General features: G+C 63.7%; 20 protein-coding genes. 6 read left to right on the top strand and 14 right to left on the bottom strand.

Translation table 11 applies throughout. The features are described 5' to 3' along the window. Positions 1 to 18 precede the first annotated feature (18 nt). On the top strand, positions 19 to 2193 hold the full coding sequence (locus ACEN96_RS08940) for a putative bifunctional diguanylate cyclase/phosphodiesterase (RefSeq protein WP_495587671.1): 2175 nt from the start codon (positions 19 to 21) through the stop codon (positions 2191 to 2193). Positions 2194 to 2305: 112 nt separating this feature from the next. Then, entirely contained in the window at positions 2306 to 4534 is a 2229-nt protein-coding gene (locus ACEN96_RS08935) for a response regulator (RefSeq protein ID WP_495587670.1), read from the top strand. Positions 4535 to 4801: 267 nt separating this feature from the next. Here the strand turns inward: ACEN96_RS08935 and ACEN96_RS08930 are convergent, their stop codons facing one another. The 11 genes from ACEN96_RS08930 to ACEN96_RS08880 all read right to left on the bottom strand — a co-directional run bounded on the left by ACEN96_RS08930 (position 4802) and on the right by ACEN96_RS08880 (position 15446). Then, positions 4802 to 7399, bottom strand: coding sequence for an ATP-binding protein (locus ACEN96_RS08930; protein WP_495587669.1), 2598 nt, complete (start codon positions 7397 to 7399; stop codon positions 4802 to 4804). A 470-nt stretch (positions 7400 to 7869) separates the two neighbouring features. After that, positions 7870 to 8289 (bottom strand): DUF6597 domain-containing transcriptional factor, encoded by a 420-nt coding sequence (locus ACEN96_RS08925; protein WP_495588583.1) that lies wholly within the window; start codon positions 8287 to 8289, stop codon positions 7870 to 7872. A 120-nt stretch (positions 8290 to 8409) separates the two neighbouring features. Next, positions 8410 to 8877: a hypothetical protein gene (locus ACEN96_RS08920; protein ID WP_495587668.1), complete on the bottom strand. Its 468-nt coding sequence runs from the start codon at positions 8875 to 8877 to the stop codon at positions 8410 to 8412. 354 nt (positions 8878 to 9231) lie between these two features. After that, positions 9232 to 9429 (bottom strand): hypothetical protein, encoded by a 198-nt coding sequence (locus ACEN96_RS08915; protein WP_495587667.1) that lies wholly within the window; start codon positions 9427 to 9429, stop codon positions 9232 to 9234. Positions 9430 to 9788: 359 nt separating this feature from the next. Then, entirely contained in the window at positions 9789 to 10010 is a 222-nt protein-coding gene (locus ACEN96_RS08910) for a hypothetical protein (RefSeq protein WP_495587666.1), read from the bottom strand. 319 nt (positions 10011 to 10329) lie between these two features. Further along, entirely contained in the window at positions 10330 to 10674 is a 345-nt protein-coding gene (locus ACEN96_RS08905) for a hypothetical protein (RefSeq protein ID WP_495587665.1), read from the bottom strand. Further along, the gene (locus tag ACEN96_RS08900; protein ID WP_495587664.1) at positions 10671 to 11450 is read right to left on the bottom strand and encodes a hypothetical protein; all 780 of its coding nucleotides are present in this window, start codon (positions 11448 to 11450) and stop codon (positions 10671 to 10673) included. Before ACEN96_RS08900 ends, ACEN96_RS08905 begins: the two co-directional genes overlap by 4 nt. Then, positions 11447 to 12604, bottom strand: coding sequence for a serine hydrolase domain-containing protein (locus ACEN96_RS08895; protein ID WP_495587663.1), 1158 nt, complete (start codon positions 12602 to 12604; stop codon positions 11447 to 11449). Before ACEN96_RS08895 ends, ACEN96_RS08900 begins: the two co-directional genes overlap by 4 nt. 89 nt (positions 12605 to 12693) lie before the next feature. Continuing rightward, a complete protein-coding gene (locus ACEN96_RS08890; RefSeq protein ID WP_495587662.1) occupies positions 12694 to 14043 on the bottom strand; it encodes a sensor histidine kinase in 1350 nt (449 codons plus the stop codon). Positions 14044 to 14074: 31 nt separating this feature from the next. After that, the gene (locus ACEN96_RS08885; protein ID WP_495587661.1) at positions 14075 to 14731 is read right to left on the bottom strand and encodes a response regulator; all 657 of its coding nucleotides are present in this window, start codon (positions 14729 to 14731) and stop codon (positions 14075 to 14077) included. Between the two features lie 238 nt (positions 14732 to 14969). Next, on the bottom strand, positions 14970 to 15446 hold the full coding sequence (locus ACEN96_RS08880; protein ID WP_495587660.1) for a hypothetical protein: 477 nt from the start codon (positions 15444 to 15446) through the stop codon (positions 14970 to 14972). A 392-nt stretch (positions 15447 to 15838) separates the two neighbouring features. Between ACEN96_RS08880 and ACEN96_RS08875 the strand changes: the two genes are divergently transcribed. Beyond that, positions 15839 to 16960 (top strand): IS110 family RNA-guided transposase, encoded by a 1122-nt coding sequence (locus tag ACEN96_RS08875; RefSeq protein ID WP_495587659.1) that lies wholly within the window; start codon positions 15839 to 15841, stop codon positions 16958 to 16960. 132 nt (positions 16961 to 17092) lie between these two features. Here ACEN96_RS08875 and ACEN96_RS08870 read toward each other — a convergent pair whose 3' ends face one another. The 3 genes from ACEN96_RS08870 to ACEN96_RS08860 are packed head-to-tail and all read right to left on the bottom strand — an operon-like array spanning position 17093 to position 20429. Next, positions 17093 to 17974 carry a plasmid partitioning protein RepB C-terminal domain-containing protein gene (locus tag ACEN96_RS08870; RefSeq protein WP_495587658.1) on the bottom strand — a complete coding sequence of 294 codons (882 nt, stop codon included), beginning with the start codon at positions 17972 to 17974 and terminating at the stop codon, positions 17093 to 17095. Beyond that, positions 17971 to 18870 (bottom strand): plasmid partitioning protein RepB C-terminal domain-containing protein, encoded by a 900-nt coding sequence (locus tag ACEN96_RS08865; RefSeq protein ID WP_495587657.1) that lies wholly within the window; start codon positions 18868 to 18870, stop codon positions 17971 to 17973. The genes ACEN96_RS08870 and ACEN96_RS08865 overlap by 4 nt, the downstream gene beginning before the upstream one ends. Then, positions 18867 to 20429 carry a recombinase family protein gene (locus ACEN96_RS08860; RefSeq protein ID WP_495587656.1) on the bottom strand — a complete coding sequence of 521 codons (1563 nt, stop codon included), beginning with the start codon at positions 20427 to 20429 and terminating at the stop codon, positions 18867 to 18869. Before ACEN96_RS08860 ends, ACEN96_RS08865 begins: the two co-directional genes overlap by 4 nt. A gap of 763 nt (positions 20430 to 21192) precedes the next feature. Between ACEN96_RS08860 and ACEN96_RS08855 the strand changes: the two genes are divergently transcribed. The 3 genes from ACEN96_RS08855 (at position 21193) to ACEN96_RS08845 (ending at position 23717) form a co-directional block, all read left to right on the top strand. Beyond that, a complete protein-coding gene (locus ACEN96_RS08855; RefSeq protein WP_495587655.1) occupies positions 21193 to 21435 on the top strand; it encodes a hypothetical protein in 243 nt (80 codons plus the stop codon). Positions 21436 to 22017: 582 nt separating this feature from the next. After that, complete coding sequence (locus ACEN96_RS08850; RefSeq protein WP_495587654.1) at positions 22018 to 22593, top strand: hypothetical protein; 576 nt, start codon at positions 22018 to 22020, stop codon at positions 22591 to 22593. A 254-nt stretch (positions 22594 to 22847) separates the two neighbouring features. Continuing rightward, positions 22848 to 23717: a peptidase inhibitor family I36 protein gene (locus ACEN96_RS08845; protein WP_495587653.1), complete on the top strand. Its 870-nt coding sequence runs from the start codon at positions 22848 to 22850 to the stop codon at positions 23715 to 23717. The last annotated feature ends 39 nt before the right edge of the window (positions 23718 to 23756 follow it).

Genomic DNA, 23756 nt, shown 5'->3' with positions numbered 1-23756 from the left:
TCGCCAAGGGAGGCTGCGATGAGTTACCTGGAAACGCGCTACGACCTGTGGGTCGTCGTTCTCTCCGTCGTGATCGCCTGTTTCGCCTCCTACGTCGCGCTCGACCTGGCCCGGCGCGTGCGGGGGCCCGACCGGGTCGCGGCCAGTGCTTGGTGGGCAGGCGGAGCGATCGTGATGGGAACGGGGATCTGGTCGATGCACTTTGTCGGCATGCTGGCCTTTAGCTTGCCGGTGACCATGGGCTACACCGCGATGCTGACCTTCCTGTCCTGGGTCGCCGCCGTTGCCGTGTCCGGAATGGCCCTGGGCATCGCCGGCCGGGGAGGACTCACGCGAGCCCGGCTGGGCTGGGGCGCCTTGGCGATGGGGGCAGGCATATGCGCGATGCACTACACCGGGATGGCGGCCTTGGACATGGCGCCAGGTATCGATTGGGACTATCGACTCGTGGCCGCGTCCGTCGTCATCGCGGTACTTGCTTCGGCGGCGGCACTGACGATCTTCTCCCTGCTGGAGCGGCTCAGCGGGATGCGCGGCGTCCTCGCGCAAGTGCTGGCGGCCTTCGTCATGGGATTGGCGATCAGCGGCATGCACTACACCGCCATGGCCGCGGCCCGCTTCCCCCTGGAATCCATCTGCTTAAGCGCCGGCGCGGTCGCCGGCAGCCGCCTCGGCGTGCTCGTCGTCCTGGCGTCCCTCATCCTGCTCTCGAGCACATGGGTGGTGTCGCTCCTCGATGCGAGGATGCAGGACAAGACCGTCTCGCTCGCCGCCTCGCTGAGCCAGAGCAACCATCGCCTCCAAAGCGCCAATGACGAATTGCGTCGGCGCGCCTTTCTGGATCCCTTGACCGGCCTCCCGAACCGCAAGCTTTTCGAGGACCGGCTGGCTCGGGCGCTCGCCGTGCATCGGCGTCTGAGCGAGCGTCCGGGCGGCTGTGAGCGAACCAGCCTGGCCGTGCTCTTCATCGATCTGGACGGCTTCAAGCCGGTCAACGATTCCTTCGGGCACGGCTGTGGTGACTTGGTGCTCAAAGAGGTGGCTCGGCGTCTCTGCCAGGGGGCCCGGACCGGAGATACGGTGGCTCGCGTGGGCGGCGACGAGTTCCTGTTGCTCATGGAGGATGTGGGGGCCATCTCGGACTGCACGTCGCTGGCCGAGCGACTTTGTGAGTCGCTCAGGGCGCCATTTGATATGGGAGGGCAGACCATTGAGATCTCGGCCTCCATAGGCATCGCCGCGGCGCCGGGCCATGGGGAACACGACAAGCTGATCACGCACGCCGACTCAGCAATGTATGGCGCCAAGCGGACCGGTGGAAACGGCTACGCGGTGTTCGAGGAGCACATGAACGTGGACGTCCATGCCCAGCTGACGCTGCAGGCGGAGCTCAAGCATGCGGCTCAGCGCGGCGAGTTGCGGCTCTACTACCAGCCCAAAGTGGCGGGAAACGGCGGGCAGATCCACAGTGTCGAGGCGCTGTTGCGCTGGCAGCATCCGCACAAGGGCCTGCTTGGCCCGGCCGAGTTCATTCCGCTGGCCGAGCGCTTCGGTTCCATCGCGCAGATCGGACATTGGGTCATTGAGGAAGCGTGCCGCCAGATGCGTGAATGGAGCGAGCGCGGCATCCATATTCGCGTGGCGATCAACCTGTCGGCGCAGCAGCTCCGGGACCCGGATCTGGTCAGCCGGCTCGAGCGCGCTCTGAAGCGCAACGGCATCGACCCGGCCCGTTTGTTGTGCGAGATCACCGAGTCGGTTGCCATGGGAGACGTCGAGGTCGCGAAGCGCGTTTTCGAAGGGCTGGCCAGCATCGGCATTTTTCTGTCCATCGACGACTTCGGAACTGGCTACTCCAGCTTGAGCTACTTGCGTCAGCTGCCGGCCAAGCAGCTCAAGATCGATCGTGGATTCGTCACGGATCTTGAGAGCAGCCGGGACGCCCAAGCGATCGTGGATGCGGTGGTCCAGCTGGCGCATGCGCTTGGCCTGAAGGTCGTCGCCGAAGGCGTCGAGACCCAGGGCCAGCGCAACGTGTTACTGGCGCTGGGCTGCGACGAGTTGCAGGGATATCTGTTTGCCCGTCCCATGCCTGCGTTGCAACTGCTGGACTGGATGGTCAACGACATGTCTGGTCGCGCCGTCGACTTCGCTCCTTCGATCATTGACGACACAGGAACACTTGCCTCCTAGATCTGGAGGCGCGGCAAGATGCGTCAGCGCTCGCGAAGCCATAGACCTTGTCGTGATGACGGCGTCGTGGTCAAAATTGTGGACGACCAGTGCCATAAATACTTACGAGCCCATGGACAAGCGCTCTCGACAAGTTCCGCTGACGCATGTCTTGTCGCACGGCGACGCCACGAGCGACGCGTGGGCGGTCGCTGACCGCTTTCGCCGCATCGTCAACAGGGCGACTGCAACAGCAATCGTCACACTCGACGCCGAGGGTTTGGTTACAGGATGGAGCGAGGGTGCGACGGCGCTCCTCGGTTGGTCCGAGGAGGAAATGCTTGGGCAATCGCTTGGTCGAATCTTTCCCGAGGAGGCAGGCGGAGCCCCCGCGTTTCTGGCGGAGATCGCCGAGGCTGCTGCCAAAGTGACGGCGGGCGCGGAGGGATGGCGCATACGCAAGGACGGCAAGCGGATCTGGGCCATCGGAGAAACCAGCCTTCTCTATCAAGAGGACCCTTCGGGTGGGTTCGTCAAGATCCTGCGTGACCGGACCGAGCACCGGGAAATGGAGTTGGCGCTGGTAGAGCAGACTCGCGCCCTGGAGTTATTGAATCGGGCCGGCGCGGCGCTCGCGCGCGAGAACGACATCGACAAACTGGTGCAGACCGTGACCGATGCGGGTGTCGCACTTTGCGGTGCGGAGTTCGGCGCCTTTTTCTACAACGTGGTCAATCAAGAAGGGCAGAGCTATATGCTCTACACGCTCTCCGGTGCACCGCGAGAGGCGTTCTCGAAGTTTCCAATGCCGCGCAACACAGACGTCTTTGCGCCAACGTTCACCGGCCAGAGCATCGTCCGGTCCGACGACATCACGCTCGATCCCCGCTACGGGCGCAATGCGCCGCGAAAGGGAATGCCGGAAGGCCATCTGCCCGTGCGGAGCTACTTGGCCGTGCCCGTGACATCCCGATCCGGCGAGGTCCTTGGGGGCCTCTTTTTCGGCCATTCCAAACCCGGGGTTTTCACGGAAGGGTCCGAGCGCAATCTCGCGGGCTTGGCCGGCGAAGCTGGCATCGCGATCGACAACTTCAGACTGCTTGAGGCCATGCAGCGCGAAGTCGAGGAGCGACGCCATGCGGAGACAGCGCTGCGTGAGCTGAACACTCACCTGGAGGAGCAAGTGAGACTCCGTACCGAGGAACTGGTTCAGCACATGGATACGCTCCGTCAGGCCCAAAAGTTGGAAGCGCTTGGGCAGCTCACCGGGGGCATCGCCCATGACTTCAACAATTTCCTGCAGGTCATCGTTGGTGGCATGGAGCTGCTGATGCGAACGCTGCCGCCGGATCTGACAGTACAGCGCCGCGCCGCATCGTCCGCCATGTCGGCTGCGAGACGAGCGGCGGCTTCTACCCAGCGCCTCCTCGCGTTTGCACGCCGTCAGCCGCTAAATCCCCAACCAATCGATGTCAACGACATGGTTCTGCGTGCCTGTGAGTTGCTCAAGCAATCGCTCGGGGAAACCGTCATCCTGAATACCGTCTTGGCCGACCCGCTCTGGAGGGTGGAGGCCGATCCGAACGAGCTTCAGAGCGCCCTGGTCAACCTAGCCGTGAATGCGCGCGACGCGATGCCGGATGGCGGTAACTTGACGATCGAGACGGCCAATATGCGGCTGGATGAGGCCTACGCGTCGCGTCACGCCGAAGTGACAGCCGGCGACTACGTACAGATCGGCGTGACGGACTCCGGCACGGGCATGGACGCGCAAACCCTTGCCCGTGCGTTTGAACCGTTCTTTACGACCAAGCCTGTCGACAAGGGTACAGGCCTTGGCCTGAGCCAGGTCTACGGCTTCGCCAAGCAGTCGCGCGGCCACGTGAAACTTTATTCCGAACTAGGTTCGGGGACCACCGTGAAGATCTATCTGCCGCGTTACGACGCGCCGGAGGCCTCAGCCACGAAGCAGGAAACGGTCGTGACGGCGTCGGCCTCGGGAGAGAGCGTTCTGCTCGTTGAAGATGATCCTGACGTGCGCGACTACGCCGCAAGCGTCCTGCGCGAACTCGGATATCGCGTCATTGAAGCGGTCGACGGTCCGTCCGCGCTGGAGCGGCTGAAGGCGGGCCGGGTCGACCTGGTGTTCACTGACGTTGTCCTGCCCGGCGGCATGACCGGCGCCGACATCGTGGCGCATGCGCAGCGGATGTGGCCGGGGATCAAGGTGCTCTTCACCACGGGGTATGCGCGCAATGCGATCGTTCACAATGGCCGATTGGACAAGGGCGTCCAGCTCATCCCGAAGCCATTCTCCTTTGACGATCTCGCAGCCAAGCTGCGTGAAGTACTGGATCATTGAGTTCGGCCAAAAGTCCTGCTTGCTGAGCCGACTCGTCGGTCAATCGTCACCTAACGCCGGGAGGGGCGAGAGCGGGGCTGGTTATGTGTGCCGCACTCTGGGTGGCTTGATGGGGGCGAGGCGCAGGGCCATTCAACAGGTAAAGAGGCCGGCGGAACAGCATGAACCTGTGACCAGCCGATTCGTGCTGAGCCGCGGCGCATTGTCCCCGCCGGGCAGATGCCACCTGCTGGAACTCGAGTACCCGACTTTGGGCTCCGAATCGCCTCACGGCGCAGAGGGCGCACCTTCCACAAGTTGCAGGAGTTCGTCGAGGTCAACCGGCTTCACGAGGTGATGATGAAATCCGGCCGAAGCGCTGCGTTCACGATCACCCAACTGGCCGTAGCCAGTCAGCGCAACGAAGTGGGAGCCGTCAGCCGAAAGCAACTCTCGAAGTTGGCCGACGAGTTCATAGCCATCCATCACAGGCAAGCCAATGTCAAGCAGCGTCCAATGCGGAACGAACTGTGCGGCAAGGTGGATGGCGGCCATCGGGTCATACACCACCTTCACCTCATGGCCGCGTGACTCGAGCACCGCGGCGAGCGAATCCGCTGCGTCCACGTTATCGTCAACGATGAGAATCCTGCGATACCTGCTGCTCTCGCCGGCATCGTAGGTTGCAAGGGGGCGTCGCTCCGCGGCTGGATCCGAATCGGGTAGCTCGATGGGAAGCCTCACGATCACCTCACAGCCCTTACCAACACCCTCGCTGCGTGCCATAACGGTGCCGCCATGCAGTTCCACCAGGTTCTTGACGAGCGCGAGACCGATACCCAGACCACCTTCGGCCCGATCGACTCGCTGCTGCCCTTGGAAGAACAACTCGAAGGCGCGGGCAAGGAGCTCGGGCTCCATGCCGCGCCCGTTGTCGAGCACGGTGATGACGATATCGTCGCCGTCCCGACGCGCGCGCAAGCGGATATCGCCGCCAGGCTCTGTATAGCGCGCCGCATTGGTCAGTAGATTGGCGATCACCTGGGCCAGCCGAGTAGCGTCCCCATGCCAGGTGAGGCCCACTGCCGGCACGTCGATGGTCAAGTGATGGCGCCGCTGCTCGAGCAGCATGCTCGCCATCTCGACTGCTTTCATCGCCACCTGTGCGATCGCTATTGTCTCCTTGCGCAGATCAACCTTGCCGCGCGTGATACGCGACACGTCGAGCAGATCGTCGACCAAGCGCACTAGATGGTCGACCTGGCGTTGAATGACCGCCTGCTCCTTGGAGCTCGCGACATCTCCGCGCATCTTCATCAAATGCAGGGCAGTGACGATGGGGGCTAGCGGATTGCGCAGTTCGTGCCCAAGCATCGCCAGAAATTCATCCTTGGCCCTTCCAGCGTGCTGCAGATCTTCGAGGAGACGTGCACGTTCTGCGTTGACGCGCTCGACTGCGCGGCGGCCGTTGACGAGTTCGGTGACATCGACGGCTACTGCCATCATCCCGTAGACCGAGCCGTTCAGCGCGCGCATTGGCTGTACGTTGAACTTGAAATAACGATCCATCGATTCGGCGCCGTCGTTGACCGGAATCCGCAACGGATACTCCTCAGCGACAAACGGCTCTCCCGTCATGAAGGCGCGGTCAAGCACGCTGAGCAACTCCGAACCGTCGAGAGCCGGAAAGGCCGCCACGCAAGCTTTGCCGACGAGATCATTTCGCCCGACAAGCTGGCAAAAGCGGCGATTGGCGAGGTGGAACACGTGTTGCGGGCCATCCAAGAGCACCGCAGCGACCGGCGCCTGCATCAGCAGGCCATTGCGCTCGTGTTCGACGCGCTCGAGCATATGGTGCGCCGTGACGTCGCGCGTGAAGCAACGCGTGTAGGCGAGCTTGCCGTTCTCGAAGTGCCCGTTCGAATGGATCAGGACGTGGCGGATCGAGCCGTCCTTGCAGCGCAGCACGGCCGGCTGGTTGTAAAGTACTTCGCCCGCAGCCAGGCGCTGGAGGATGGTCGCGATGAGATCGCGGTCCACATAGAACTCCGCGATATTCCGGCCAACGTATTCCTCAGCCGTGTAGCCCAGCATGTCCAGCTCAGCCCGGTTGGCCCAGAGAATCGTGCCGTCGCCTCCAACACGGTGCAGGCCTTCGACGCCATTCTCCAGAAAGTCGGATAGTTCAGCCTCGCGATCGCGCAGAGCGCGCTCGACGGCCCGGCGGCGTTCGACCTCGTTCTGAAGCGCGAGCGTCCGTTGTTGCAACTCTGCCAGCGTCAGCGCTTCTAGCCTCAAGTCCGTGCTCAGCAACGAGGTATGCGCTGCATAGACCTTGCCATGTGAAGCGCAAACGTCGCGAAAGGACTGAACCTCTTCGGCGCTGCTGAACAAATGGAGGGGATAGGCGCACAGCAGAGACAGCGGACTCGCCGCACCCAACTTGTTCCAGAGTTGCTCAAGCTCGAGCGCTGCGTCGATGTTCCCGTCTGATACCAATACAGCGACCATCTCGCCGAAGGCAGAAACTCGACGAGTTCCACCTAGCGAAGCCCTTCTCACAAGGGCCCCTACAGTCGCTAAAAAGAGGGCTTCATCAGGTCGCCCTCGCACCATGAATCGTGCCAGCGTCTCGCGGGCGTCGAGTGCGATCAAATCGCCAGATTCGTCCGTAGATGCGCACGGCGTGTGAGCACCTTGCCATCGCGCCTCCAGCGCCGCGCGATGCTCAAGCGTTGCGATGAGCACCACGGCATCGCCCCGCACCAAGGCGTTCTCTACGAAGTCGGCAACGTCGTCCACCAGGAATTCATCGCTGTCGTAGAACTGGACGGCGTGCCAAGGGCGATCGGCATTGAGCCTTGCTGCGGCGGTACTTGCGCTCACCGGGGTCTCCCTGCTCCCGAAGAGAGCTCCAGGCAGTATAGACAGCTTGTTTGGCCGGAGCCTTGAGCGCCCGAACGCGAAAGCGTTGCCCGGTAAGCCGATCAGATTCACCGAAGTGCGCAAGCAGGAAGGCCTCGATGAAGAGCCCGCGCAGCGCTAAGTCGACGATGCGCAGCTTCACGTGCAACTCATGAGCCTACGCTGAGAACGTCTTTCGGCGGCCAGAATCGATCGGCCGCGGGTCGACTGCATTTGGCCGGAGAAGCTCTAAGCCTCGCGCATGGCGCGCGCGTAGTCTCCTGGCGTTTTGCCGACCAGCCGGCGGAAGTCGGCGCTGAAATGGGCCTGGTCGAAGTGGCCTAGATCCTGCGCCAGCGCCGCCCACGGCAGGTTGCTCGGCCTGCATGCGCGCCATCGCCTCGTGCATGCGATAGCGCTTGATGACCCACTTCGGGCCCACGCCCACATGGTCATTGAACGGGCGCTGAAGCGCGCGCACGCTCGTGGCGAAGCGGCGCGCGAGCGCATAGACCGAGTGCAACTCGAGGTCCTCGGCGGCGCAGTCGACGATGCGGCCAGCGAGCCGCGCAGGCTCGTCCAGCGCGGGCAGGCGAGCGCAGGAGGTCTGAGGCGAGGGCGATTGCCTCCGCGTTCGCGCAGTCCAGCACTTCGTTCAAGACGAGCGCATCGGCGCCGAAAAGTGCGGCCAGCGGCAGCGACTGGTCGGCCAGTTCCGACACCGGCCGACCGAGGATGCCCCGAAACGCGCCTGGCCGGAACTTCATGCCAAACGCCCTCGAGCGGCCCGTCAGCACACGCGTCCAGCGCCCCGTATGCACACCCCACGCGGCGGACGACTGACGGCAACCGTTCCTCCGCGTTCGCTCCAGTATGGCGTGACGACTAACTCGCGCGCTCGCGGTCGTTCCGCTCGCGCGTAACCCGAGGCTCTGACGTCACGCTGGCTGCTCGAGGTCACCGCACCGTTCGCGACTTAGGCGGCTAAATGCTCAGCGCTTGAGCATCGGTACCTCGAGACCTGTGCTGTCGTCCTTCAAATGGAGCTGGCAACTGCGGATCTGCCCCCACAGCTTCGATGGCTCGAAGTGGGCGCCGCCCCACAGTGTGTACCGCTTGCCCGGTTCCAGTACAAAGGCAGCCCTGATCTCGCATCGCTCCCCTGCGGGCAGAGACTCGTCGTAGTACAAAGCGAAGTACTGATTGGCTTCGAGATCGCGATACGGTGTTGGCTCCGGGTGTCCATGTCCCAGGAAGAACGGATGGAACCGCCCCGAGGCTTCCATCCCCGGTCGAATCGAGATGCTCGCGTGGGAACTAGGCAACATCATTGCGGCGCGAATCTGGGCAACGGGCACGTCCTTGGGTGGCACGTAGGGCACCGGCGGCGTCCCGCACGCGGCCAGTGTGAACGGGAAGGCCAGTACAAGAATCTTGAGGAATGAAGGGTGACTGCTCATCGATCACGAGTCGGGGAGAGAGACGCAAGCCTGGCGTAGTCCCGAAAGCACTTCGAGAGGTTCGCTGGGCCGATTGGATCGGCATAGTCGCAAGTCGTGGCTCACATGCCAAGCAACTTGATCACGAACGGCGTCCATACGTGTTCCCGCGGTCAAGCGCGAGGCCTGCAGCCTCTGCGGCCAATGTGGCGACAGACTACCCGCCTAGATCTTGACCAGGGATCATGACGGCCAGCTCTAGCCGACTGCTTCCTTGACGAGTGCGCATTTCGGTGATGTTGAGCACCAAGTTCGACAACGTGCGCAGCGAAGCCAGATGGACGGCTATGGAGCGAAAGCGGACCACGCGCCAAGTCACCGCGTGGGATGTGGCGGCTGCGGCAGCTCGGTGCCTGCGACCTGCCTGGCTTCGTGCGACAGCTGTGCCAAACGGGCCAACTCTTTGGCGTCCACGTAAGCGCCGCTCTTCACCTTGGAATACATCGCTCGATAGGCGTCGAAGCAAACGGCTTCTGCGCGCTGCCACTCCTGGAGCAGGTCTATTGCCAGCATAGGGGCACCTCCCGGTGCTCTTGCTGGCTGATGGGCGCGAGCCCGCGGGGACACGACACAAAGGAACCCCCGCTCAGAAGTGAATTGATAGCACCTCTTTGTGCGTGCCGCGGCGCGTCCACTTTCGCGAACGGGTCATCCTACGGTCAGCCTCGGCCAGCTGCTTTCAGCTTTGAGTAGCCAGTGATTTGACCCCCACCTGCAGGGTGCAGACGTTGCCGAAACGATTGATCAACTCGCACCACACCTCGCGGTTAGCGGCGGCCGAAATAAGCACCCAATCGCTACGACTGCGCAGCACAAGCCCGTTCCCATCTCTTCGACGTCGATCTCGGCCCAGGGGTCATCCTCGCGAGCAGTTACCGAGCAACTTCGTATTCCTCGGGGCGACCCTCGTCGACGAGATTCCCGGTGACCAGCATCACGTCGGGGCGCCGGTACAGCGTCCGCAGATGTTCAATGGCCTCCTGCAACGCATCATTGGAGTCGACGACGCCCTGGTAAGTATCGCCACGGGGTCGGAGGCGAAGGTCGGACATTTGCCCGATGAGCGTGCGCAACTCCAAGGTGGGAAACGTCATGGCGACCTCGGCAATGCCTCCGTCGTCATTGAGCGCATGGTGCCACGCCACAAGGGCCGAACTGTCGTTCAGCGCTTCTGGGGCTTGGTGCGATTGCTACCCGATAGTTTGTGGGTCAGCCGCGACGTTGGACCGGGCTTCAGGCTGTGAGCGGAAGTCAGAAAAGGCGCCGACCTTCGCGCCCTGCCGGCTGCGGCCGACAAGCTGGAACGGCTGGAGTGCGATCTGGTTTTGCGAGCCCGAGGGCTTCGACCGGCCGGCGGCGACGGCGCATTGGGTGGGGGCGACGGTGGACTTCTTCCGCCGCCAGCTTTTGCCCTCAGCGTCTCAGCCTGAACTTGCGCAGCAGGCCCTGATCGTCAAACAGCAGCACCAGCTCGGTCTCCGGCGTGTCCAGGGCCGAAGTGACGAGGCCGATGACGGGCACAAAGTCCAGAAAGCGGGGCGGCCCATCGCGGTAGACGTAGTGGATCGTCGTCCAACCGTTGTAGAAGCGCAGCATCGTGCCGGGGCCAAGCAGGCGCTCGGCCTCGGCCAGCGTCGTCTTGCCAAGTTGCAGCAGCTGGCCGGCCTCGGCGGCCTGCAGCGTCTGCACGCGGCCGTTGCCGACGGTGGTGCAAGCCGCGAGCGCGGCGCACAGGCCGATGATCAAGAGGCGTTTCATGGCGTCATTGCCTCCAGTTCGACAAGGGCATCGTGGGACCAGGCCTTCCACTTGTCCGGCGGCAGCACGACGAAGCGGTCGCGCAAGGCAAAAGGCCAGTCCAGCAGGTTGAACATCAGGCTGCTATGGCCCATCTCGCTGCCATGCATCCAGCGATAGGGAAGCTCGGCGTGGCGGCCGCCCTCGCTAACCTGGGCGGCGAACACCGCCTCGTCGGCGAAGAAGCCGATCGTGACTTGGCCGCTCATGCAGACGTTGGTCGCCGCCCGCAGCGCATAGAAGGCCGGCGGCTTGATGCCACGCGCCAGCGCACCACCGTAGAGGTCGGCGCGGCACTCCAGGCGCAGATCGCCCAGGCGCCGCGTGTGTTCCGGCAGTTCCGGCGTCCGCACGTCCACAGCCCAGGCGAGACGGCCGGCCGCCAAGCGGCTGCGCACGAGGGCATCGGGCGGCAGCTGGTGCCAGCCGGCCGGGATGGCGAAGCGCCCGAGGGCATCGAGAATGACGGGTTGGCGCACCGCACCGTAGCGCAGTTCCAGCGCGGGCTCATCGCCCGGGTCGCGGCGCGGCAGCACGCGGATGCGCAGCTCGGCCCGCGGCGCGTAGGTCGCCTTCTCGCGTTCGAAGACGTCCAGCACGCGCAGCAGGTCGGCCACCGTCTGCTGTTCGCGGCTGGCGCTGCTTTCGCCCTGCACCTCGACGGGCGGCAGCTCGGCCGGTGGGGCGGCCTGGGCCGCGAAGGCGGCGGTCATCAACAGCACGGGCAGGGCTTTCATTGCGGGGGCAAGGCGCGTTCAATGTCCAGCAGGACATGGTTCAGCAAAGTCAGGGTCCAGGTCCCGTCGTCGGCCTCGGTGTTGGTGAAGCCGAAGCTGGCGCTGCGGCCCTTCAGATCGATGACGACCTCGGTGGAAAAGCCGCGCCATTCGCCGTCGTGGGCGAGCACGGGGCGGCCGTCCAGGTCGGCCGCAATCCAGCCCAGGGCGTACTCGCCGCGCCCCAGCGCCTGGATGCGCCGCAGATAGCCCGTTGCCAGCGGCGTGCTTTCGCCACGCAGAGCGCGCAGATGCCAGTTCACCCAGGTCGCGTAGCTGTCGGCCGTCATCGTCGTGCCCACGCCGCCGGGATGCAGCAGGGCCAGCCAGCGCGCGGTGTCGCTGTCCTCGGGCGTGATGGCGCTCAGCTTGCCCTTGGCGCCGGCATGGCCGACGGGGCGGTTGGCGAAGCGCGTGTCTGCCAGCGTCCAGCTCACCGTGATGCCGAGCGGCTTGGCCAGCTCCTGCTCGAACAGATCGGCATAGGAGCGGCCGGCGCGCGCCTCCAGCATCAGGGCAGCCAGCGCATAGCCGGCGTTGGAGTAGTGGAAGTCCCGACCCGGCGGCACCGCGGGCGGCTGGGCCAGCAGCCAGGTGGCGAAGAAGCGCTGGCGGTCGGCCTGCGTGTCGGGCAGCGTGCCGGCGTAGCTCCCCAGATAGGCCGCGAAGCGTTCGATGTCCTCGCGGTTGTTCAAAGCGAGCACGCCGCCGCGGTGGGCCAGCAACTGCTCCAGCGTGACGTTGCGGTAGGCCGGCAGCATGCCCGCCGCGAGCTCGGGCAAGGCCTCGGCCAGCGTCGTCGTCCAGGCGATGCGGCCCTGCTCGACGAGGCGGCCGGCCAGGGCCGCCGTCATGGCCTTGGTGATGGAGCCGATCATGAAGCTGTCGCCGGCCTGGATCTTGTCGGAGCTGCCGACCTGGCGCTGGCCGGCCAGCACCTGGGTCGAGTCGTCGTCGGCTGTCAGGTGTTCGAGGGTGACACCGGCCAAGCCGCCGGCCACAGCCGCGTCGGCAGCCTTCTGCAGCGGCGCTGCGGCGTTGGAACTGGAGCCGCCGCCGCAAGCGGCCAGGGCGGCCACGGCGGCGGTCAGGATGAAGATGCGAAGCAAGCGCATGTGAAGGCGTCGAAGTGGAGACGCCCTTGATTCTTCGCAGCCAAGCCCAAGGCTCGCCAAAGATGCGCCATGCGGCTCGCGGGGCCAGCTCAGTCCGGACTGCCGGCTCGGTCGCGTTCGAACACGAAGGCGCAGCCGCGCCCGTCGAGCCCGTCCTCGATACAGATGCGGCCACCCAACCGCGCCGCCGCGCGCCGCACGATGGCCAAGCCCAGGCCGGTGCCGCTGACGGTGCTGCCGGCCGCACCGCGCCAGAAGCGCTCGAAGGCGGCTTCGCGCTGCGCCGGTGGAATGCCGGGGCCGTCATCGGCCACGCTGAGCCTGAGGCTGGTGGCGCCGCCTTGCAGCGTGACGGCGATCCGCCCGCCGCGCGGCACGTAGCGCAGCGCGTTGTCGACGAGGTTGTTCAGCACCGATTCAAAGGCCGCGTGATCCAGCCGTGCGGTCAGGGCCGGGGGCGCGTCTAGGGACAGCTCCAGCCCCAGGTCGAGGGCGCGCGGCGCGGCCTGGGCCAGAGCCTGCTGGACGATGGCGGCAACGTCCAGCGCCTCTTCCGCAGCGCCTCGGCCGTCGTCCAGGCTGGCCAGCGCCAGCAGCTGGCGGCTCAGATGGGAAGCCCGCTGCAGAGCAGCCTCCAGTGCCGCGGCGGCCTGGCGGCGTTCGTCTTCGTCGCCCGCATGGGCCAGCAGATGCGCCTGGGCCGCGACGACGGCCATGGGTGTGCGCAGCTCGTGGGCGGCGTCCTGCACGAAGGCGCGCTCGCGCTGCAGTTGGGCGCGCAGCCGCGCGAGCAGGTCGTCGAAGGCGCTGGCCAGCGGCTTGAGCTCGTCGTGCTCGGGCGTGAAGCCCAGCGGCGACAGGTCCTGCGCGTCGCGCCTGGCCACCGTGTCGGCCAGCCGGTTCAGCGGCCACATGCCGCGGCGCACGGCAATCCACAGCGGCAGCAGCACGAGGGGAAAGGCGAGCAGCAGCGAGACCAGCAGGTCGCGCCCATACCAGCCCAGCACGGTGGCATCGTCCACGCGGGGTTCGGCCAGCGTGAGCCGCCAGCGGCCGCTGCTGGACTGGGCCATCCAGTGCGAGGCGGGGCCGGCGCGGGCGGCGCCACGGGTGGCGAATGTCTCCTGGCCGGCACTGTCGCGCAGGCTGAATTCCACGTCACCCGGCAGCATGCCGCCCTCGCGGCGCATGCTGTTCAGCTCGCGGGCGCGCGTCTGCATGATGATGGCGGCGTCGCGGCCTTCGCCGACATCGGCCAACGAGGCGGCGATGCTGTCGGCCAGGGCCTGTACGCCGGACCGTTTGGCCATGCCGAGCTTGAATTCGGCGAAGTCCAGCGCCAGCAGGGCGATGCCGGCCAGGACGAAGGCCAGCAGCAGGGCGCCGAGCACGCGGCGCAGCAGCGTGGGCCGCCACAGCGGCTTGAACAAGGCTTTCATGGGGACACCACGGCCGGCCGTGCGATGGCGCTCACGCGACGAGCTGGTAGCCGATGCCGCGCACGGTGCGGATGCGCTCGGCACCGATCTTCTTGCGCAGATTGCTGACGTGCATCTCCAGCGTGGCGGCGTCGACGGCCTCGCCCAGGGGCTCGAGGCGCTGGGCAATGCGGCCCTTGGCGACGACGGCACCGGGCTCGCGGGCCAGCTCGACCAGAAGCTGGAATTCGCGCCCGGTCAGGGCCAGGGCCTCGCCGGCCAGCCGCACCGCATGGCTACGCGGCTCGATGACCAGATCGCCGAACTGCCAGCTCTCATGGGCCTGGCGGGCGCTGCGGCGCACGACGGCATGGATGCGTGAGACCAGCTCCGGGATGGCAAAAGGCTTGAGGACGAAATCGTCGGCGCCGCCGTCCAGGCCAGTGAGGCGGTCTTCCAGCGCGGTACGGGCGGTGATCACGATGACGGGCGTGGCGGCATCGGCCCGGCGCCAGCGCGCCAGCAGCTCGAAGCCGTTGCCGTCGGGCAAGCCCAGGTCCAGAAGCACGCAGTCGGCGCCAGCGTCGGCCAGCTGCAGTGGCGCGTCCTGGGCGCGGCGCAGCCACTCGCAGCTCAAGCCCTGCTGGCGGAAAGCGGCCTGCAGGCTGCGGCCGAGGTCCAGATCGTCTTCGATGAGCAGCAGATGCATGGGCGGCAATTATGGCCGGGCCGGCTCAAGGCTTGCTCAAGATGTATTCCCCGTCCCAGTCACCGTCGCAGCGTGTTGAAAGCTGTCGGCGGTCGCTGGCTCCGGGGAATCTCAGACGTTTGGGGCTTCGATCAGCAGAGGTGCCGGACCCAGTCGCAATCAACGGCGGAGACTGCGGAAAAGACAGCCGTTTTCGTCTCAAGCGGTTGGCCGCTTCGCAGCGAAAGCGGAGGTCGGCTCACATGGCTTTCGCCACCGCAAGTAGCCGCAGCAACTGCGCGCCAATGATCTCCGCGCTCATCAGAGGATTGAATGAGGTTGACAACTCGATTTCAGAATTTCGCGCGTGAGGCGTACTCGCGCGAACGACCGCGTTGCTCGGATTGAGGCTGTAGCAGCTGACGGTTCGGAACTTGTCATTGAACTGCCTGATCGAGCGAGCGCCCGAGGCCTTGAAGGCCGGCCAATCTGTGCCCTTCGCATTACGGAGGTCAGCCTCCATCATCGAGAAGCTTCGGAAGGCGGCCTGAAAAGCCTGACCCAGCTCATGCGCTGATGGGGCACCAGCGATGCGAACCGTCTCGCCCGCTCGCTCGAAATAAATGCCGGCAAGATTTCGATGCGTTGCAGCCACGATGACGACATCCTCCGAGAAATAGAGCTGCACCGCGCTCGCGGCAGCGGGCGCTACGGACTTTCGAGCAAAGCCGAACATGCAAGGACACCTAACCTGTTGCGTGACTCAATTCTTATATAGGTTTGTGCATGCGGAGCGCGGCGCAGTGCTGGTGAATTTCCTTGCCTGAACGCACCCCATAGCCCGCTTCCAGCCTTGAGCAGTCAGTGATCTTGCCCGCCGCCCCCCGCGGTGCACACGTTGCCGAAACGGTTGATCAGGTAGCGCTGAACCTCATGGTCAGCTGCGGCTGAAATATGCAACGAGTCTGTGTGAAAACTCTTCCAACAGTTTCGGGGGGGGGCGACACAGGCTGAGGAAGAGGTTCATCTGCAGCTGCGGCCCGAAGTGCGTGGGGCCATTTGGCGCTGCGCGGCGTGATGGCGAAGACGACAGCAAGATGCGGACGGCTCACCTTCGAAGGAGCTGCCATGGATCTACAGGAAGTCCGCTTCGTCGGGCTTGACTTGGCCAAGCGGCTGTTCTCGGTACAACTTCAGTCCGAGGATGGGCGCGACCTGGGCAATCGAAGCCTGACCAGAGATGAGCTTCAATCCTTCTTCGCATCGCTGCCCCCCTCGATCATCGCGATGGAGGCCTGCGCCGGAGCGGCGTACTGGTGTGAACTCTTTGCCTCCCAGGGGCACACCCCCCTGCCGTTGCATGCGCGCGCTGTCGCGCGCTTGAGGATGGGCCCCAAGAATGACAAGAAGGACGCCGCGCTGATCCTCCTTGCGGCGCACCTTCCAGATGCAAGGGCTGTGCTGGTCAAGTCTCGGGATCAGCTTGCCGCGCTATCGCTGCACCGCATGAGGGAGCTGGTCTTGCGACAGGAAGTGGCGTGCGGGGCGCAGTTGATGGGCTTCCTGTTCGAGATGGGTTGCGTGTGTTGGAAGACCGTGGCGGCTCTCCGGCGCGCAACCGATGAAGAGGTGGACAGGGAGGTGCGGTCCATGCCGGTCGACATGCAGTTCTCCATCCGCTCGAGCATTGCACGCTTGCGAGCGGCCCATGCTGAGAACGTTGCTACCCGGAAGGCCTTGCAACGGTGGCACGCCAGTCACCCTCGCAGCCTGGTGCTGGGAGCGATTCCGGGTGTGGGCTTCTGTGCAGCCTCCGCGCTTGCCGCATCCATCCCTGATCCACCGCCATGGACATCCGGTCGATCGTTCTCCGCATATCTCGGCTTGGTGCCATGCCAACGTTCCTCGGGCGACATCACCCGACTCGGGCACATTGGCCGCGGCGGAGATCAGTACTTGCGACGGGCGCTCTTCCTCGCGAGTCGAAGCGCTGCGATGAGATGCTTTTGGAAGAAGGAAGGGCCGGCAAGCCTTGTCTCGCTCCTGGATCGAAAGCACTTCTTCGTTGCGGTGACCGCTCATGCCGCGCGCATAGCGCGGACGAGTTGCCAGATGCTGATCGACGGGACAGAGTTTGAGGAAACAGCGGCTTGGCGCCCAGTGCCGTTCGAGGGAAAGCGCCATACTGCAACCGGAGGCGCGGCGAAGCGCCGCACGAAAGTTGATCCCGAGCCGCACATGGAGCCTTGAGTTCGATCCATCGCAGGGGACTATCGTGCGGAACTCCGGCATGGATGCGGGACTTCGAGTCCTTGGATGGGAAGGAGCCGCGCCTTCATTCGCCCATCCCGGCCAGGGATGCACCGCGGGTGCATCGATCTTCTACTTCTCCAGAGATTCGACCTCGACAAGATTCGAGAACTCACGCAGTACGTCCGGCTGACGTGCCAAGAGGAACTTGAACACGGCCTCGTTCTCCAAAAGCTTCGTGAGATATCCCTTGGCGAGGACAAGGTTCAGAACGTCCTGTCCGTAGGACTGCTCGATGGACTTGAATTGCCCGTGGACATTGCCCATCTCCTTCTCCATCTTGGCCACCTGCTCGGCGGTGATCCCGACCATTCTTTTGGCCTTCTGCTCGCTGACCAGCAACGGAACCGGAGTCGCCATCAGCAGCGCGTTGGCGTACGAAACGGAGAGGTTGTGGGCTGCGACCATGAGCTCCACGCACTCGATTTGCCGAGTGGGCTTCATCTTTCGAATGACCGCGCCGATGCCCGCGGGGAACTGCTGGTCCTTCAGGAGGAGCGCTGCCTCTCCGCAGATGCCATCCAGAAGATTGACTCTCTTCTGAATATGACTGGGGTTCACTGAAAGCGCCTCCGCCAAGCGCTCAATCGAGACACCGCGTTGGACGGCTCGCTTGAGCATCAGATGTTCCTGAATCGTCGACAGCCGATTGATCCGGTTGTTGTACGTGTAGGTCTCGTCGTCCTTCGCGACCAGGCACAGCGCATCACCCATACCGAGTTCCCGCATCGCATGAACACGAAGGTGGCCGTCAAAGAGCATGTGGGTCCCGAGGACCCGGTCAACGGGACCGATGGTGAGCGGCTCGATGAGCCCGACTGCAACGATAGAGCTCTTCATCCGCTCGAATCTTTTCGCGGCCGCCAAGCCGCTCGGAAGACGGCGAGTCGGAAGAAGTTTTTCGAAGGCCACGGTGATCGGCTCTGGAATGAAACCCAAGGGTCCACTGCTCATGCGGCTCTCCCCAGCGGCCAGACGCGGTCCGCCAAGTACTTGGGCAGGGTGTCTAACCCCTCGGCCCGCAAGAGATTGACGAAGTTCTCGTCTGCGAGAAGTTGGCGCAGAGCCTCGGACACAAACAGCAAACGCTGCTGGGCAAGTTCTGCCTTGCGGATCATGAGCCGCTGGCGCTCGACCTCATGCTGGTAGGTGCGCACCAGGCTGGCCGACGTCATGGATCCCGGCTTGCGGGGCCCACTCCTGGCTGCAGACTTTCCCAGCGTGCGCCGGCGTTCCAGAATTCTTCGCGTCATCAAGAGCTGGCTCCCTCGGAGCTGGCCCGTTTCGTACGCCTCGTGCAGCGCCTGCTGAACACCTTTCTCCTCCGCCCCAGCACCCGCGATGATGAGGGCCACGTTCAGCGGCACTTGACCACGTTCAACGGCAACTAGAAGGCGTTCTTCACCCGACTCCAGCAAGTCGAGGATTCCGTAGACGTAATCTGTGCTCAGGCCCGTCTTGTGGGCAATCGTTCGCCGGTCGTAGCCCTGCTTCTTGAGTCTTTCGATTCCAGCCAGGAGTTCAAGCGGCCCGCCTTGCCGCCGGGCGAGGTTCTCCGCTAAGCTCATGATGAGCGCGCTCTCATCATCCACCTGAACAACCATCGCCGGGATCTCGGTGTGCCCAAGCGTTCGGAACGCCTTCAATCGTCCTTCGCCACAGATCAGGAGGAAGTATTCGCCGCGAGAATCCGAGCGCGGCGTTACCGTGACCGGCTTCTTCAAACCAAGCGCCTTAATGTTGGCAACGATCTCAGCAAAGACGCGCGCGTTTCGGTCTCGTGGACTCAGCACGTGGATGCGGTCGATGGGGATCATCCGCAGTTCGGGGCCATGCCGATCCACCGTCATGCTGCTCTCCGGAACTTCGCTTGCTCGGCCATGCCGTAGAGGTAGTCGAGCGTGTCGAATCGATAGCTCTCGAACTCGAACCCGTTGTGTTCAGCCAAGCTGATCCGCGGCAGTCCGAAGTCCAGGTGAGGCAGGAGGTAATAGTCCTGAACCACCTGGTTGTCCGGCGCAAGTCTCACGGCTACGGTGATGTCGGGCGCGAGGCTGGAGTCGAAGCGCACCTTCCAGCGACGGCGATCGTTGTCCTGGTTCTGGCACCGCGCCAGTACCACCGAGACGGTGAACTCCCTATTCACCTCGAGAAGGTCTGTGGCCGGGTCGTGTACCAGCATGCCGCCGAGGTTAGCGATCTCGCGCTCGGTCGATGCGACGATCTCGGGATGCATCCGGCGCAGGTACTTGTTCACCTCCAAGAACTGGTAGTCCCGATCAGGCGTGAAGCCCACCGCCTTGTAGGCACGAATCAAGCTGCCGAAACGGTGGGCGTAGGCCGCCGCCGAGGGCATGCCTTCGCATTCGTCAATGATCAGGCCCGAGAGTAGCCCGCGGCGCTGATAGAGACCTTTTAGCTTCTCGAGCAACTCCTCATCACTGAATCGGCGGGAGCGTGCTCGAAGAATCCCCTGCGCCGTATAGAACACCTCGGCCGGAACGATGCCTTCGAAGGCCCCGTCCTTGCGGATCCACATCTCCGGCTCGTTCACCACGCGGTGCTTCTTCAACTTGAAGGACACGCGGTTGTAGACGTTATTCCCGACGTACTTCTCGTTGGTCAAAACCTCTCGCACCGTGGCACGGGTCCAAGTCCGGCCGAGGTCCGTAAGCGTTCCCCCGTCGTTGAGGCGTTTGGCGATCTCGATCTCGTGCAGGCCGTCGTCGATGAACCAGCGGTAGATGTCGTTGACCACCTGAACTTCCCGAGCCGGTCCCGGAACCAGGATGACCCTATCGGTCTGCAAGCTCTTGTGCTCTCCACGCGCAAGCTCGGTCTTGACGCTGCCCAGTTGATCAACAAGCACTCTTCGCAAACCGTAGCCGGCGGGCCCGCCCTGACGGAACCCCAGCTCGACGAGCCGGCACTGGCCTGCGAAAACCTTGGCGGACAGTTCTCGGCTATATTCCCCAGCCATCGCGCGCTTGACGCCCTTGACGATCGTGGAGACCGGCGAGCCGTCGTTCTCGAACTGCTCTGCGCAGTAGCAGACCTGGATGCCAGCGCGGCGACAGATGTACTCGTAGTAGGCACTTTCGTCGGCGTCCTGAAAGCGCCCCCAACGGCTCACGTCGTACACGAGGATCATGCTGAAGTCCGCTTGAGCACTCTCGACATCACTCAGCAGGCGCTGCAGCGCCCCTCTTCCGGCGATCCTCAGCCCGCTCTTGCCCTCGTCCGCGTACGTGCGGACGATCTCAACGCCCCGGCGAGCCGCGTACTCTTGAATCTTGTCGCTTTGGTTGCTCGTGGAGTACTGCTGATGCTCCGTGGACATGCGCACGTACATAGCGGCCCGAAATCGGCTGCTAAGTGCTTCACCATCTTGAGGAACGTCGAGCTGCATGGCCTGCATTCTGTCCACGATGCGCCGATGAGCTGGGCGCTGTATCGATATCGCGTGGTACCTCGGCGGACGGCCGTTCGGCGACGCGAAAGCTCACGCCGCCTGACATTACGCACCTGGCGAGGTATCAACCATGACGTCCTCTATCTGCACGCGTTCATGGTTGCGGGAAAGACCGAGATCTCAGCGACAGCTCGATTCGCCATGTCTGCGTCACGACGCCCTGGGTGCGTGTATGGATCTCGACCCAACAAAGCCCTGAGGCGGCATCGACTCCAAAAATTGACGCGTCGCTTGTTGCACTTTGCTCCGAGGCGCGATCCTGAGTTGGAGGCTCCGCGTTCCTGCTTCGATAGGCTTTCCAGTAATCTGGATTGCGGGCGTGCCAAGCCCGCTGCGCGGCTAACTGATTGGCCCGGTAGTCGGGATCCGAGCGCAGCTTCGCCTTGGCCCATAGTCGGCGCCGCTCTCGCTGGCATTCAGCTTTTGAGCAGTACTTCTGACGAGGGGACTGGGGCCGGAGAGAGAAGCTCCAGCCACACGAAATACAGACCATGTTGGGCATGACTTCTCCAGCATCGGCGATGACGCCGGGAGCAGTATTCTTGCCACCCTCGCTCTACCACCCCCGCACGGGCAGCGCGGCGGTCGAGGTTGGGCAGATCGGAGGAGGAACTCCCCAGAGTGCTTTCTCGATGGTGAAAAGTTCGGGCCTGAGGCCGTGTACGCGCTATCAACGAGAGTTCAGCAAGAAGGCCAAGCGATGGCACCGCAGCAGCGAGTTGAGATTCGAATTTCCCGACCTCCTGGCCACGACGATGTTCACCCGGACCTCGTCGCAGAAGACGCTCTGCGTGAAGGTTGGCCCTACGAGGTGCTGCAGGACGAGGGCGCGGACCTGCTGGTCGCCCTCGATCGCGTCGAAGGGTACGAGCGCATAGCGAAGCGCGAACTCGCAGCGGACGCCGTTAGGACCATCTGGCAGAAGTACTGGCGACTAGCCTGAACAACCGGGGAGGCCAACAACTTTGGATGACTGGGAAGCCGACGTCGAGGCTGAGCCTCTTGAGAACGGGATGTTTGCACCCGTCCTAGTACTGACCCCGCCACCGGAGGTCGGGCCGCCGATTCGCCGGCGCCTAGAGGGCGAGTTCGCTCATCCGGAGCTCGCCAAGATGTGCGCAATGGACGCTTTCATCGAGATGTCCCAAGGGCGTGACTCGGAGCACTAGAGAGCTCGCCAAAGATTTGGCTCCGCCCGATCGCCTGACGGCAGCTATGTGGCGTGTGCGTGAACGGGAGTTCCCGGCCACAAGCTGACCTTTAGCAACGTCAGCTTGCCTGTAGGCCGCCAAAGCCAGCCGCAGGGGTTCACTCCGTAAGATTAGGGGGACGGGGGCTCCCCTGAGCCGGCTGCCGGAAGGCCACCTGGAAGGTACGACCATTGGCAAACCTGGAGGGCCTCGCTTATTCTCCGCGGACGGACTGGCGATACAACCGAACTGCGCAGGATGAGAAGCCTGCGCAGCCTGTCACGATCGTCAGCATGGGAATACGGAGGAGTCTGCCACTTGCAAGGGGAACAGCCGTGGACGGGTCAGCGAACAATGCGGAGAAGAAGTCAGGTTTCTGGACGAGTCTTCCGGGCGTCCTTACGGGAGCGGCGGCGCTGTTGACGGCAATCACGGGGCTTACTGTGGGCCTCTACCAAAATGGCGTGCTCGGGCCGGGCCACGGCCAGAAGGAAACTGCGGCGCCGAGCGCAATTCCGCAGGCCACGAACACCGTGGCTGCGGGCCAGCCGCGGCTCGAGGCGAACGCGGCTCCTGCGACACAGAGCACGAAACGGGCGACCGTCCTCGTCACGTCGAAAGACGGCAAGGTGACAGCGCTCTTTGGAGACAGCTTTAAGCAGACGGCCAACTACGATGCGCAACTCCATCTGTTGAATGGCCAGTCGATTGGGTTCGAGAACATCAGTTCGATCGAAGTGGAAAAGACCTACTCAGAACGGGTGGACGTGAAGATCACGCTCGCGGACGGCAAGATCATCCAGGATTCGCTGGGAGCGGGCAGCTCCATCTATGGATTCGGAGGCGAAAACGACCTTGGCACGTTCAATATCGGCATGGACCAATTGAGGTCGATTGCGTTTCGGCACTGACGCGGCCCGACGCAATGCGAAGCAAGGGGGACGTTGCAGTTCCCCACACTCTCCCAATCATGCCCCCGTGTCGGAAGGCTGGATCCTGGTGTCGCTCTAAGGCTGCGGCTGCTATGAAGGGGCTTTGACGCCAACAGATTGACTGCTGAACGTTGGCGAGCATCGCCATTCGGAGCCGGGGATTTCCGCCGCGAGGCAAACGAGATCAGACTCCGCAATGCAGATTCCTCTGCAAGACATCAGGGAGAGGCACCATGCAATCAAGCGAAGACACCCGCAAGGACCAATTGCTGAAACTCATTTCGGCAGTGGCATACGGAGACGCTCGGGTCGAAGATATTTCGGCTCAGATCAAGAAGGAGGGATTCGATGCCCTTGACGCCGTGCTTGCCCTGGTGGCTCGTGCGTCGAGGGTTTCAATCGAAAGAGCTCGAGCCCAGACATGCATCGACCTCGCCGGCTTCTCGAAGCCAACCGCACCGGATCTCGTTGCGAAGACCGTCCATCCCGTGCCACATATTCCGTTCGTCGTGAACGGGACGGTGTACGACCCCCAGGACATCAGGCGCTTCAACGGAAAGGAGCTTCACTTTGTTGCGACACGGGCGGGCAGCCCACTCGTTGCTGTAGAGGATCGAGCGGTCATCGCGCGATGGTGGGAGTTCACGTACCTGTCATCGATAGCCTCGTCGCCCCCATTGGTGCCCGCCAATGTCCAGGGTGGAGGGCCGTCCATTGGCACCCTGGATGACGTGGGTGCGATCGTGAGTCCGCCGAGAGGGTCCGATGGACCGGAAGGATTTGGGGATCCCCGTACAAGCGGAGGGCCGCCGCCGGCCCCCGACAATCAAGTGGTGTTCTATTCCGATGCTTACTATGAAGGGGATGATCTCAGCCTGAACAAGAATCGCGGCTATGCGAGACTCAGCGAGGTCAGCAGAGGATTTCTTGGCCTCGGTGATTGGAACGATGTCATCTCTTCGTTCGTGTGCGGCACCGGTATATATGTGTGCGTGTTGTACGAGAACAAGTACAACGGTGGCAACACCTTCAATGCACTGGGGACCTCGGACCTGACCGCATTCGGCTGGAATGACCGCGCCTCATCGGTCGGTTGCTGGTAGAGCGATTGATCGGCCGCCGTAGTGGATATCGGACTCCCC

The sequence above is a fragment of the Roseateles sp. Mitsp63 genome (assembly GCF_059491535.1).
The sequence above is the reverse complement of the archived record's forward strand: the minus strand, read 5'-3'. Positions and strand labels throughout refer to the sequence as shown.